This window comes from Clostridium paraputrificum AGR2156 (assembly GCF_000424025.1).
Lineage (GTDB): Bacteria > Bacillota > Clostridia > Clostridiales > Clostridiaceae > Clostridium > Clostridium paraputrificum.
On sequence record NZ_KE384122.1, the window covers coordinates 529,055 to 543,601 of the forward strand.

Consider the following 14,547-nt stretch of genomic DNA (forward strand, 5'->3'; position numbering starts at 1 on the left):
ATTTCTGTGCATATAATTGTTAAAAAAATATCGTAAATGAGAAGATTTTAACAATTAAAATGAATTTTACCTAAGCAAAAGAGAAAAGAGGGAAAGTATGAAAAAGGTTCAATCTACTTGTAACTATTGTGCGTTAGACTGTAATTTAGATTTTTATGTGGAAGATGAAAAGATAGTAAAAGTTATTCCAACAAAGGGATATCCAGTTAATAATGGATTCTCATGTATTAAAGGACTTTCGTTAGATAAACAACAAACAGTTGTTAAAACATCTAGTTTACCAAAGATAAAGCAGGATGATGGAACATTTAAGAGGGTTTCATGGGAAGAAGGATATAAATATGTAGCTGATAAGTTCTTATCAATCCAAGAAAAATATGGGCAAGAATCAGTTGCAGGTATTAGTACAGGACAATTAACCCTTGAAGAGTTTGCAATATATGGACATGTAATGAGAAATTTTTTAAAGGCAAATGTTGATGGTAATACAAGACTTTGTATGGCAACTTCAGTTGTAGCTCATAAACAAAGCTTTGGATTTGATGCTCCTCCATATACATTAAAGGATGTAGAATTATCTGATACAGTTATATTAATTGGGTCAAATCCAGTGGTAGCTCATCCTATATTATGGGATAGAATAAGATCTAATAAGAATAAGAAGTTAATAGTAATAGATCCAAGAAAATCAGAAACTGCAAAGCATGCAGACTATTGGTATGGAATAAAAGGTAAGTCAGACTTAATTTTATTATATACAGTAGCTAATATTCTAATAGAAAAAGACTACTTAAATCATGAATATATAGAAAAGTACACTGAAGGATTTGAAGAATTTAAGGGATTTGTTAAAAAGTATACTATAGAAAAGGCTGTAGAAGCTACTGGAATAGAAGCTGAAAGAATTTTAGAATTAGTAGAACTGATTAATAAAGGTGAAAGAGTATCTATTTGGTGGACAATGGGAGTTAACCAAGGATATGAAGCTGTAAGAACTGCACAAGCTATAATAAATATTGCACTAATGACAGGAAATATAGGTAGACCAGGAACTGGAGCTAACTCATTAACTGGACAATGTAATGCTATGGGGTCCCGTGCATACAGCAATACAGCAGGATTATTTGGTGGTGGAGATTTTGACAACCCAGTAAGACGTAAGAGAATAGCAGAAGTTTTAGGTGTTGAAGATGAAGTTTTAGCAACAAAACCAACTAAGCCTTATAACGTAATAGTTGAAGAAATAAATTCAGGAAAAATAAAGGCGTTATGGGTAATTTGTACAAATCCACGTCATTCTTGGACTAACAATAAGACCTTCCAAGAAGCTGTAGATAAGTTAGAGTTATTTGTAGTACAAGATATTTATGATGATACAGATAGTGCAAAGGAATGTGATGTATATCTTCCAGTAGTTCCTGGAATAAAGAAGGAAGGAAGCTATATAAATACAGAAAGAAGAATTTCTGCAATGAGACCAGCTCTTACTAAGGGAGAGGATGAACGAACAGATTTTGAAGTTATATATGGAATAGGTAAAGCCCTTGGTATGGGAAGTTTACTAGATAAGTGGAAAACGCCAAGAGATGTATTTAACTTAATGAAGGAATGTTCTAGAAATATGCCTTGCGATATGACTGGAGTGGATTATGATGGATTAGTTGATTCAAAAGGAATTCAATGGCCATTTAAAGAGGGAGAAGTATTAAAGGAAGATGAAAGACGTTTATATGAAGATAACCTATTCTACACTCCATCAAAGAAAGCAAAGTTTATGTTTGAAGATGTTCGTGAGAATCCACTACAAACTACAGAGGAATATCCTTATGTTCTAAACACGGGAAGAGGAACAGTAGGACAATGGCATACTCAAACTAGAACAAGAGAAGTAAGATTTATAGAGGATGTATCTTCTGAAAAAGCTTATATTTATATAAATATGGCACTGGCAAAGGAATTGGGAATTAAAGAAAATGATATGATTAAGGTTTCATCTATTAATGGACAATCTTCTGAATTTATGGCTAAGCCTACAGAAGATGTAGGATATGGTGAATTATATGCTCCAATGCATTATATAGAGTGTAATAATTTAACTCCATCTCTTTATGATCCATATTCAAAAGAACCTTCATATAAGACTACACCAGTAAACATTTCTAGACTTTAGGAGGAATAAGACAAATGAAGAGAATAATAATAGATAGAAGTAAGTGTATAGGATGTTTAACATGTGTTACTGCTTGTGTTGTAAGTCATGAAAGTCCAGATTCAAGAAATAGAGTAACTATTGATAGTGAAACAAAGGCAGCTCCAATATTCTGTCGTCATTGTGATAAACCTGAATGTGTCTATACTTGTATGACTGGTGCAATGTCTAAAAATAAGAAAAATGGATTTGTAGAATATGATAAAGAGCGCTGTGCAAGCTGTTATATGTGCATTATGGCATGTCCTTATGGAGTTTTAAAGAGCGACAGATTAAAGCATAAAGAAATTATGAAATGTGATATGTGTACAAGTTGTAGTGAAAAAGATGGAAGTAAGCCAATGTGCGTAGAAAAATGTCCAATGGGTGCTATTACATTAGGGGAGGTATAATCTTATGAAATATGTTGTATTAGGTGCTTCAGCAGCAGGAATTAATGGGGTAAGACAACTTAGAGCTTTAGACAGCAATTCTCAAATCACTTTAATATCTAAGGATGATAAGATTTATTCAAGATGTATACTTCATCACTATATGGAAGGCATTAGAGATGTTAAAAAGTTAGAGTTTGTTGAAGATAATTTCATAGAAGAAAATAAAATAGAGTGGATTAAAGGAATTGGAGCAGCTTCTTTAAATGCTAGAGAAAAAGAGGTTGTATTAGAAGATGGAAGAAAGGTTTCATTTGATAAGTTACTTATAGCAACTGGTGCTAACACATTCTTCCCGCCAATACCACATTTAAGAGAGGCTAAAAATGCTATTGGTTTCCGTAATTTTGATGATTGTGAAAAGATTATGGAAATGTCAAAGGTATGTAATAATATAGTTGTAATGGGAGCAGGTCTTGTTGGAATAGATGTTATCTCAGGGCTAATACATACTGGAAAGAATATTTCTTTAGTAGAAATGAAAGGTCATATGTTATCCATACAGCTTGATAAAAAAGCAGCATCAGCCTATGAAGAAGGATTTAAAAAACATGGTGTAAATCAATATTATGAAAAAGGAATTAAAGAATTAATAGTTAACGAGAATGGAGAAATAATAGAAATAATATTAACTAGTGGAGAGGTTATTCCTTGTGATTTGTTAATAGTTGCTGCAGGTGTTCGTTCAAATGTAGCCTTTTTAGAGGGAAGTGGAGTAGAAGTAGATAGATTTGGATTGGTTATAGATGAACTTGGGAGAACAAATGTGGAAGATATTTATGGTGCAGGAGATGTAACAGGAAGAAATCCAATTTGGCCAACTGCAGCAAAGGAAGGGATAATTGCAGCAAGTAATATGACAGGTGTAAAGGCTGAAATGACTGACTTTTTTGCAAGTAAATCAACCATGAACTTTTTAGGAATTCCAACTATGTCATTAGGAATAAATGAACCTGAAGATGATAGCTATACAGTTGTAATGGAAAATGATGATGAGGGGAACTATAAAAAGATAATCCATAAGGATGGAAAGATATATGGAGCAATTATTCAAGGTGATTTATCATATTCAGGAATACTTACTCAATTAATTAAGAATAATATAGATGTATCAAAGATTAAAAAGTCATTATTTAAGATAGATTATTCTGATTTCTTTAATATGAAAGATAACTTTGAATTTACATATGATAATTAAGGGGAGAAACAAATGAAAAACAATAGTTTTGTAGATAAGTTTAAAAACATACCAGTACCATTACTTCCAACAATGGTTGGTGCAGCAACACTATCAAATGTATATTTAACACTGGGATATACATGGATTAGACATATAACAATGATGTTATCAGCAATAATTTTAATAGCTTATATAATAAAGATTGTAACTAATTTTAATGTAGTTAAAAATGAATATTCTAATACAGTTCCAGCAAGTTTATATGCAGGATTTACAATGATTACTATGATCTTAGGAAGTTATGTATTTGACTTTAGCCCTACAATTGGTAAAGCAATGTGGTTTGTTGGGTTAATATTACATGCAATTCATATAGTTATATTTACATATAGAAACGTAATTAAGGGAGTAAATATAGATACTTTTCTTCCAAGTTGGTTTGTTACTTATAATGGAATAATGGTTTCAACTGTAGTTGGTGGTGTGATGAATGAACCAACAATAGGAAAGATAGTTGTTTATTATGGTATAGCAGTTTTAATTATTATAATGCCTTTTATGTTATATAGGCTAGCAACAACTGATATTAAAGATGCAGTACATCATACTCAAGCAATACTGTTGGCACCATCAAGTCTTTGTTTAGTAAGTTATTTAAACTTTATTAAGGAACCTAATAAGTTTGTAGTATATGCATTATATGCTTTAGTTTTCTGTACATTATTATTTATAATTGTAAAGCTACCAAGGTTTTTCTCATTTGATTTTCATCCGGGATTTGCTGGAATGACATTCCCTATGGCAATAGGTATTGTTGCTTCAATAAAAATGTCGGGATTTTTAAAAGGTCAAGGATATGATGTTTTAAGTAATATGGTTAAAGAAATAAGTGGTATACAAATATACTTAACAACTGCAATTGTTTCAATAGTTGTATTTGGAATTTTAAGAATAGTAATTAGAAAATTTAAAGAAAAATAAATATAAAATGTATCTTGAAAAAAATCAAGATGCATTTTTTTAACTTTTTTAAAAATTATTATTAATTTTTTTTAAAATCCTCCGATATTATTAATTGTACAGGAGAAAAAAGGAGGATAGTAGCAAATGAAGAAAAAAATATTTAATAGAAAGAGTATAGGGTTTAAGATTTTTAAAGTAATTATTCCTATAATTATGATTACTACTATATTATTAGCATCACTAACTTATTTAAAGTCAAAGGAAGCGATACTTAAATTATCTAAAGACCTTTTATCACAGGTGGCAAAGGATACATCACAATTAGTACAGAAGGAGATTCGTGGTAATGCACAACTTTCTGAAGATATGGCAAAACTTATAACATTAAAGAATATAACATCTAAAGATGAGATAATGAAGCTATTAGGAGAGGAAAAAGAAAAATCATCATTTAAGACCCTTGCTTTTGCAGATAAGGAAGGAAATTATACTGATACCAATGGAAAAATAACGAATATAAAAGAAACATCACATTTTAAAATGGCTATAGGGGGAACAAGAGCAGCCTCTGAACTATACATATCAAAAATTGATGGCAAATTAGAAGTAGCATATTGTGCTCCTATTAAATCTGGAGAGGAAATAATAGGTGTAGTAGTTGCTACAAAAGATGGATTAGAATACAGTAATATTGTAAACTCTTTAGAAATAGGATATGAAGGACAAGCATTTATACTAGATAGAGAAACTAAGCAAATTCTTGCATTCCCAGATAATGAGATAGTTGAGAAGTTAACATTATTACCTGATTTAGTAAATGGTGACAGCGACTATAAGGACTTTGGTAGAGCTGCAGAAGAAATGATGGAAAATATAAACGGTGTTACATCTTATAAGGTAGATGGAAAGAACTATATAACAGTTTATACAGGAATTCTTTCAGATTATTGGGTTCTTGGAGTAACTGTAAGCGAAAGTGAAATATTAAAGGGTGCTAAAGAAATAGGAGTTTTCTTAATAGCAATAGGATTATTATTGATTATTGTATCATCAATAATAGTAATTTTAATTTCAAGAAATATTTCAAATGGTGTAGTTAAGTTAAAAGAGTCAATTGGTAAAATAGCTGATGGAGATTTTGCTAGTGAAATAGAAGAAAGCTTAATAAATAGAAATGATGAGTTTGGAGAAATAGCTATTGATGTAGAAAAAATAAATATTAGTATGTCAAGTATTATAGAGAAGTTAAAGATAGTATCAGCTAAGGTGGATTCTACTTCTGGAGAGTTACATTCTTTATTCCAAACAATAAATACTAATAATGAAAATATATCTATATCATTAAATGATATAGCAGGAGGTACATCAACTCAAACGGATAATCTTTCTAGTATCACTTTAAAACTAGATAACTTTAATTATATATTAAATGATATGAACTCATGCATACAAGCTATAAGCCAAGTAGCTGAAGATATAAATAAAAATGCTAAAAATAGTAATACTGATATGATAAGTGTAACAAATTCTATTAAGGATCTTACTTGTAAATTTGAAGATTTTATTAACATGATAAATAGAATGGGAAGTAAATTCGATGGAATAACTAATATAACATCATTGATTCAACAAATATCTGAAAATACAAACTTACTTTCTCTAAATGCAGCAATAGAATCTGCAAGAGCTGGGGAAGCAGGAAAAGGATTTAGTGTTGTTGCAGAAGAGATAAGAAAGCTTGCAGTTGAAAGTAGTACTTCAACAAAGAAAATTAATGAGGCTGTAGGCGAGATACTACAAGAAATGAATGTTTTAATTTTAGAATCTAAGGGGATGAGTGAGTATATAAATGGACAAAGTCAATCAATAAATAAAGCAATATCAAGTTTTGAAAATATATCTAAGTCTATTGATAACATACATCCAATGATTAGTGAAGTTATAGATAAATCAAACAAAGTGAATGATGAAAAGAAAGATATTTTATCAAGTATAGATGAATTACTTGCAATATCAGAAGAGGTTACAGCATCTTCTGAAGAAATTGCATCATCTTCAAAGGAAGTAACATTATTAAGTAATGATGCAGTTAAGGAATCTGACTCTTTAGTAGAACAAACTTCTAATATGAAATGTGAATTAGAAAAATTTAAAACACGATAGAATATTTACATTGATTTTTAGGAAGAAACGCTATTTATTATAGTGTTTCTTTTCTTTTATGAAAGTATATGTTTAAACATACACATCTTAAGAATCTTTAAATATATTATTAATATATTACTAGAATTAAAGGAAGGAAAGTAATGAGTATAGTTGATAGAGAAAAGATTGATAGTATAGGTATAGATAATAAATTTGGAAATGTCATTTTAACAATAAATGATGATTCATCATGGAGAGATGAATATCAACATTTAACTATTTTACAGGATAAAATTAATTCATACTTAGAGTTTATTGATAATGGAGAGTTATATAAGAATTATCCCAATGCAGAAGGAAAGAGAATAGAAATATTAATTAATTTCAAAAATGGAATTACACCAAAATGTGAAGCATATTTAAATAGGATAAGAAATAAACTTGTAATTTTAGGGATAAATGTTGTTTATAAAATTGAAGATTAAAAGGGAGATTGTATAACAATTTCCCTTTTTAACATTTTAAATACAAAATGGTACTAAGTAGTAATAAAAATAAAATTTGAAAAATTATTAAAAAAGTGTTGAAAACGAAAACACGATATGCTATATTATGAATATACAAAATAATGTATATTGAAAGGGAGAAATATGGAGATTAAAAGTAAATTGATGCAGAAGATTGGTATCATGTCAGCAAACCTTTCAAATGAATTTATTCAACTGGATGTAGATGATAGAATTCCAACAGTTGCATTTTTATCTGAAAAGTATGAAACTGCAAGAGGTACAGTTCAAAGTTCTCTTAAGTTATTACAGGATTATGGTGCAATAAAGTTAGAATCTAGAGGACATTTAGGTACATTTATTACTTATATAGATTATCTGAAATTATTAGAAGTAGCAGGGATAAATTCATTAGTTGGAGTTATGCCATTACCATACTCAAAAAGATATGAAGGTTTAGCTACAGGGATATTCAATACATTAAACGATAGACACCTATCAGTAAATTTAGCCTTTATGAGGGGGGCAAATCATAGATTAAAAGCCTTGTTAGATGGAAGATATGATTTTGCAGTTACTTCAAGATTAACAGCAGATTATTATTTAAAAAATAATGAACCTATAGAAATAGTGGCAGCATTTGGCGATTATTCTTACGTAAATGAGCATGTTCTTGTTGTAAGAAATGATAATGATGGTGTTATAAGAAATAATATGAAGGTTGGTATAGATAGGTCTTCAATAGACCAATCATCACTAACGTTATCATATTTTAATGATTTTAATGTAGAGTATGTTGATATGTCTTACAGTTCTCTTAAAAATGCCATAAAGAACAAAGAAGTAGATGCGGCAATATGGAATAAAGATGATATTGATGGCGATGAAGTAAAGGTATTAAAGCTTGGAAGAGAGAATTTGGGAATATCAGATACAGAAGCAGTAATTATTACATCAAAGAAGAACGCAATATTACCAAAGTTATTCTCTAAAAATTTAGATAGAAAAGAAGTTTTAAGATATCAAAGAGAAGTATTAGAAGGTTTAATCATGCCTAATTATTAGGCTTGATTTTAAGTTAATATACAAAATTTTGTACATTGAGGTGGAAAGATGGATTTAACAATAAGATTAAACATTCTTAGGGATGCAGGTCAAATTACAGAAAAAACTTATAACCAAATACTTAAGGTAATAGCATTTTTTAAAGAAAAACTAGGAATTGAATTAAAGGAAGAAAATGGAGCAATGTTTATAACTCATTTATCTTCAGCATTAACTAGAATAGAGCAAAACAAATTAGTTGAAAATATAGATGAATTTATATTTGAACAAGTAAAGTCTGATATTAATTATAAAAGGGCTGTGGAGGTTACAAATTATTTAGAGGAAATATTAGGAGAGTTACCAAGACAAGAAAGAGATTTTATTGAGATGCATATTTGCACTCTATTAAATAAATAAGATTTAGGAGGAGAATTTCATGAAAAGAATAGTTATTGGTGGACAAATAGACAAGCAAAAAGTGGCTGATATAACAGCAAAGGTAGCAGGAGATAGAGCAACGATTGAAATCAAGAGTGATATAGAGGCAGCTATGGCAATAAAAACAGGTATGGCTGATATATATCTTGGTGCATGCAACACTGGTGGAGGTGGTGCATTAGCTATGGCAATAGCGCTACTAGGAATGGGAGAATGTGCAACAATATCAATGCCTGGACATATTAAAAGTGAGGAGGAAATAAAGGCAGAAGTTGAAGCAGGTAAAAAAGCGTACGGTTTTACAGCTCAACATGCTGAGGAAGTAGTTCCAATAATTTTAAAATACTTACTATAAGTTAGTATTAAATTATAAAAGGGGATGTATAGTTATGAAAAGAAAGCTTGTTGTAAAAATATTGGTAGGAGCAGTTTTATTTGGTCAATCAATATCGATAGCTAGTCCTGTAATTGCAAATGCAAAGGAGGTAAATAGTACTTATAGTATCAATTATATGCAAAAAGATAATGCTAGTATAGTTAATATTGATAAGAATGATTTAAGTAAAATTGACGATTTAGTAAATGAGAATATTAAAAATGGAACTTTCCCAGGGGGAGTAGTTTTAGTTGCTAAAGATGGGAAGATAGTATATGAAAAGGCTTTTGGAGATTCTCAAAAATATGATATGGGAAAAGAATTAGAAAAGCCAAGAAAGACATCTGTAGAAACTATATATGATTTAGCATCAGTAACAAAGGTAATGGCTACAACACAAGCAATAATGAAACTATCATATGAGGGAAAGTTAGATGTCAATGATAAGGTTATAAAGCACATTCCTGAGTTTGGGAAAAATGGTAAAGAGAATGTGAAAATAAAAGATTTACTTACTCATACATCTGGATTAACACCATGGAAACCAACTTTTTATTATGCATCTACTCCGGAAGAAGAATTAAAATTTATATGTGACTTACCACTTGAATACGAAACTGGAACAGATAGAAAATATAGTGATTTTAGTTTTATGACTTTAGGTTTTATTGTTGAAGCAGTAACAGGTGAAAAGCTAGATGAATATGTAGAAAATGAAATATATAAGCCTTTAGGAATGGATGACACAATGTATGTACCTTTAAATAAAAATGCTTCATTAAAGGATAGAATAGCAGCAACTTCATGGGGAAATCCATACGAATATAAGATGGTTGACGATGATAATTTTGGATATGTATGTGAAGAAGAAGCAGAAGACTTCAAAGGATGGAGAGATTATACATTAATTGGTGAAGTTAATGATGGTAATGCATGGTATGCAAATAAAGGTGTAGCTGGTCATGCAGGAGTTTTTTCTACAGCTAGTGACTTATCTAAATTAGGGCAACTTATATTAAATGGTGGAACATACAATGGAGTAACATTATATGATCAAGCAACAGTAGATGAGTTTACATCAATCCAAAGTAAATTTGGTCATGGATATGGTTGGGAAATAAATAGAGGTGGAGAAAATAGCGGCTACATGGGTAAATATGCTAACGATAATGTGTTTGGCCATACAGGATTTTCAGGTACACAAGTAATATTTGATAAAGAAAATGACTTACAGATTATTTCGTTAACTAACAAACAAAATAATGGAGTGAATGAGTCAGGTAGTTATCCTAGTACTTTTAAATTTAGTAGAGAGTTATGTAATATCGTATATGAATCTATAATGCCAGAAATAAATATTACTGGAGTTGAGAATGGAAAAGTTTATTCTAAATCAGTAAAAGCAGAAATAGCAGTTGGAGAAAATGATACTTTATTAGAAGTATTACTTGATGGAAAAGAATATAAAAATGAAGAGATATCAGAAGTTGGAGAGCATACATTATTGGTTAAAGCTCAAGGTAGATATGGTAAGGAAACTGTAAAAGAAATTAAATTTGTTATAGAAAAGAATTCTGCTACAAATCCGTCTGATAAAGATGAAACTGATAAAAATGAGTCAGAAAATGATAATGATAAGATTGAAAGTAGCCAACCTGTAAAAACTGGAGATAGTGCTGGTAATATAGGAATGCTAGTGGTTGGAGCAATAAGTTCTTTAGGAGTTATATTTAAATTATTAAAAAAATAGTTAATGTTATTAAATTAAGATAGAGCTTTATAGAAATATTTAAGAACTAATTAGATAAGGAGAGATATTAATGCAATATTTAGTAATAGCACTTCTAGGTGCATTATCAGCAATTTTAGTTAACCAAGGAATAGCAGTTTTTAACGATGGTTTTAGAGCAATTGTTCCAGAATTTTTAGAAGGTAGAATGAATAGAAAAGCCTTAGCAGCAACTTCTTTTGCAATTAGTTTTGGACTTGTTATAGGTTTTGGTATTCCTGTATCAATAGCAGCATCAATTATTTTAGTGCATAGTATATTACTTGGTACAGATATCATTGGAACTTTCTGTCCTAGTGGAAAGAAGGGAATTGTATTATCAGGAGTTGTTGGGGCTATATATGGAATAGGTATCGTTTATGGACTTCAATTTGTTGTAGATTTATTTGCTAAATTACCAGTAAATTTCTTAGAACCATTAAAAATGGTTGGAACTCCGATTACAGTGGCTTTTGCGGTTTTTCCAGCACTAGTTGTAGCATATCAATTTGGATATAAAAAAGGATTAATTACAGGAATTATAGCATTATTAGTTAGACAAATTACAGTTATGTATGGAACATTTAAAATTGGAGAAAACACAATTAAGCTAGATCAAGAAGGTATGGCATTACTTGCAGGTATGATTATTATGATAGCTTTTGCAATGAAAGAAAAGCCAGATGAAAACGCAACCAAAGTAGATTTAACAGCAATATTTGCAGAAAGAGTAAAGAGAATAAAAAAGAATTTACCTATATTAGCAATAATGGGAGGATTAATTTCAGCAGCTACAAGTCTTTGTTTGTTAGCAGGAGATCCTATAAGTTTAAATCTTTTAGCTGAAGGTAAAAATGTTGAAGCTGCTATGACAGCATTTGCTAGAGGTATAGGGTTTATTCCACTAGTAGCTACAACAGCTATTTCAACAGGTGTATATGCACCAGCAGGTATGACGTTTGTATTTGTTGTTGGATTATTAATATCTAATCCTTTAATTGCATTTATAGCTGGAGCAGCAGTAATGGCTATTGAGATTTTATTATTAGATGTATTAGCTAAGCTAATGGACAAGTTCCCAGGTGTAAGAAAATGTGGTGATAATATAAGAACAGCAATGAGTAAGGTGTTAGAAGTAGCATTACTTGTTGGAGGAATGATGGCTGCTCAAGCTATGGCTCCAGGATTTGGATTATTTATGGTAGTAGGCTTATATGTTTTAAATAAGACTTCAAAGAAGCCAATAGTAGATATGGCTGTTGGACCAGTTGGAGCAATTGGAGTAGGTATATTAATTAATATCTTATATTTAATAGGATTATATCAAATACCAGCTTAAATTTAACAATTATAAAGTAAAAGATTATGTTTTGATATTTTGATATTTTGATAAAGTAATTGGGTGGAATCTAATCTATGATTGGATTTCACCCATAAGTATCAATAAATTATTATTAGTTAGGATGGATATTTATGAATATAAATAAAGAAATAATTTATGCTCATGAACATACTACTATAGATTTGTCAGGAATAAAAAAAGATAAAGATTGTCATTTAGATAATAAGGAGCAAACGATTGAAGAGTTTAGAAATTTAGTTTCTAAAGGAGTATCAACAATAATTGACATGACTAATAGAGGTATGGGTAGAGATGTACAATATGTAAATGAAGTAAGTAAAGAAAGTGGGATTAAGATATTAAGTGCAACGGGATATTATAAAGAACCATTTTTGCCACAAGAGGTTTACAATCTAGATGAAGTAGAATTATCTAAAATTATGATTAATGAAATATTATATGGGATAGAAGATACAGGGATTAAGGCTTCAGTTATTGGTGAGATAGGAACAAGTTTAAATAGAATTGAAGATATGGAGCATAAGGTTCTAAATGCAGGATGTAGGGCTCATATTGAAACAGGATGTCCAATAGTAACTCATACAACATTGGGAAAGTTAGGACATGAACAAGTTGATGTATTTAAGAAATATAATGTTGATTTAAATAAAGTGATTTTAAGTCATATTGACTTAAGTGGGGATTTAGAATATATGAAATCTCTTTTAGATAAAGGTGTAAATATAGCATTTGATACTATTGGTAAAAATAATTATCAACCAGATGAAAATAGAGTTAAATGGTTAAGAGAATTATGTTTATCAGGTTATTCAAATCAAATAGTTATGTCTGTTGATATAACTAGAAAATCTCATTTTAAAGAAAATGGTGGAATAGGTTATTCATATTTGATAGATACATTTGTACCAATGTTACTTAAATCAGAAATCAAAGATAAACATATTGAAAATATGTTAGTTAATAATATAAAAAGAATTTATCAATTATAGTAGGGGGAAGAGGTATGAAGACATTTCCGTTAAACTCAATTTCATTACAAGAAGCTATGGAATTACAATTTAAAATTATAGATACAGTAACAAAATATTTTGATGGAAGAGAAGTTCTTGCCCTAGGAGATTTAGGTGTAGTAAAAGGCTTAAATAAGCCAACTTATACACAAAAGGTTGAAAAAGTATTTGCAGACGTATTTGATGCAGAGGCATCAATTTTGGTAAGAGGTGCAGGGACAGGTGCAATAAGATGGGGCCTTATAAGTTTTATGAAGTCTGGAGAAAAGATTTTAGTACATGAAGCACCAATATATCCTACGTCAAAAGTAACAATAGAAACTATGGGTCTTAAGGTTGTAAAAGCTAACTTTAATAACATTAATGATATAAAAAGAGTTATAAATGAGAATCCTGACATAAAGGGGGCATTAGTGCAAAATACAAGGCAGCAGATAGAGGATTGTTATGAATTACAAGAGGTAATTCATACTATAAAAAATGAAAATCCAAATATAAGAATTATAACTGATGATAATTATGCTGCATTAAAGATTAAGAAGATAGGAAATCAATGTGGAGCAGATCTTGGAAGTTTTTCATGTTTCAAAATATTAGGACCAGAAGGTGTTGGTGTACTTATCGGAAAGAAAGAACTTATTGATAAAGTATATTCATTAAATTATTCTGGTGGAAGTCAAGTTCAAGGATTTGAAGCAATGGAAGCTTTAAGAGGTTTAGTGTATGCACCTGTGTCATTAGCAATACAGTCACAAGTTAATGAGGAATTAGTTGAAAGATTGAAAGCAGGTGAAATACCTGAAATAAAGGATGCATTTTTAGTTAATGCTCAATCAAAAGTATTAATTGTTGAACTAAAAGAAAATATAGCAGAAAAGGTTCTTGAAATAACACCTAAATATGGTGCTGCATCTCATCCAGTAGGATCTGAATCTAAGTATGAGTTTGCTCCAATGATGTATAGAGTTTCAGGAACATTTAGAGCTGCTGATCCAACATTAGAAAAGAGAATGATAAGAATTAATCCGATGAGAAGTGGAGCAGATACTATAATTAGAATATTAAATAGTGCAATTAAAGAAGCAATGAATGAAGCATAAAAGGAGGGAGT

General features: G+C 30.0%; 13 protein-coding genes. All 13 read left to right on the plus strand.

What is annotated here, in order from left to right; genetic code table 11:
- Positions 1-97 precede the first annotated feature (97 nt).
- The 13 genes from G594_RS0117325 (at position 98) to G594_RS0117385 (ending at position 14,536) form a co-directional block, all read left to right on the plus strand.
- Complete coding sequence (locus tag G594_RS0117325) at positions 98-2,170, plus strand: molybdopterin oxidoreductase family protein (RefSeq protein ID WP_027099703.1); 2,073 nt, start codon at positions 98-100, stop codon at positions 2,168-2,170.
- Positions 2,171-2,184: 14 nt separating this feature from the next.
- Positions 2,185-2,601, plus strand: coding sequence for a 4Fe-4S dicluster domain-containing protein (locus G594_RS0117330; RefSeq protein ID WP_027099704.1), 417 nt, complete (start codon positions 2,185-2,187; stop codon positions 2,599-2,601).
- A gap of 4 nt (positions 2,602-2,605) precedes the next feature.
- A complete protein-coding gene (locus tag G594_RS0117335) occupies positions 2,606-3,838 on the plus strand; it encodes an NAD(P)/FAD-dependent oxidoreductase (protein WP_027099705.1) in 1,233 nt (410 codons plus the stop codon).
- Between the two features lie 12 nt (positions 3,839-3,850).
- Positions 3,851-4,801 carry a TDT family transporter gene (locus G594_RS0117340; RefSeq protein ID WP_027099706.1) on the plus strand — a complete coding sequence of 317 codons (951 nt, stop codon included), beginning with the start codon at positions 3,851-3,853 and terminating at the stop codon, positions 4,799-4,801.
- Positions 4,802-4,927: 126 nt separating this feature from the next.
- Entirely contained in the window at positions 4,928-6,946 is a 2,019-nt protein-coding gene (locus tag G594_RS0117345; RefSeq protein WP_027099707.1) for a methyl-accepting chemotaxis protein, read from the plus strand.
- Positions 6,947-7,089: 143 nt separating this feature from the next.
- The gene (locus G594_RS0117350) at positions 7,090-7,413 is read left to right on the plus strand and encodes a DUF6572 domain-containing protein (protein ID WP_027099708.1); all 324 of its coding nucleotides are present in this window, start codon (positions 7,090-7,092) and stop codon (positions 7,411-7,413) included.
- Positions 7,414-7,599: 186 nt separating this feature from the next.
- Positions 7,600-8,499, plus strand: a complete 900-nt coding sequence (gene yhfZ / locus G594_RS0117355; protein ID WP_242829745.1) for a GntR family transcriptional regulator YhfZ — start codon at positions 7,600-7,602, stop codon at positions 8,497-8,499.
- A 48-nt stretch (positions 8,500-8,547) separates the two neighbouring features.
- Positions 8,548-8,898: a PRD domain-containing protein gene (locus tag G594_RS0117360; RefSeq protein ID WP_027099710.1), complete on the plus strand. Its 351-nt coding sequence runs from the start codon at positions 8,548-8,550 to the stop codon at positions 8,896-8,898.
- A 19-nt stretch (positions 8,899-8,917) separates the two neighbouring features.
- Positions 8,918-9,274 (plus strand): DUF2620 domain-containing protein, encoded by a 357-nt coding sequence (locus G594_RS0117365; protein WP_027099711.1) that lies wholly within the window; start codon positions 8,918-8,920, stop codon positions 9,272-9,274.
- A gap of 34 nt (positions 9,275-9,308) precedes the next feature.
- Complete coding sequence (locus G594_RS20005; protein ID WP_065423211.1) at positions 9,309-11,045, plus strand: serine hydrolase; 1,737 nt, start codon at positions 9,309-9,311, stop codon at positions 11,043-11,045.
- 70 nt (positions 11,046-11,115) lie between these two features.
- Complete coding sequence (locus G594_RS0117375) at positions 11,116-12,402, plus strand: YhfT family protein (RefSeq protein WP_027099712.1); 1,287 nt, start codon at positions 11,116-11,118, stop codon at positions 12,400-12,402.
- Between the two features lie 134 nt (positions 12,403-12,536).
- Positions 12,537-13,415 carry a phosphotriesterase family protein gene (locus G594_RS0117380; RefSeq protein ID WP_034867056.1) on the plus strand — a complete coding sequence of 293 codons (879 nt, stop codon included), beginning with the start codon at positions 12,537-12,539 and terminating at the stop codon, positions 13,413-13,415.
- A gap of 14 nt (positions 13,416-13,429) precedes the next feature.
- Entirely contained in the window at positions 13,430-14,536 is a 1,107-nt protein-coding gene (locus tag G594_RS0117385; RefSeq protein WP_027099714.1) for an aminotransferase class V-fold PLP-dependent enzyme, read from the plus strand.
- Positions 14,537-14,547: the final 11 nt, after the last annotated feature.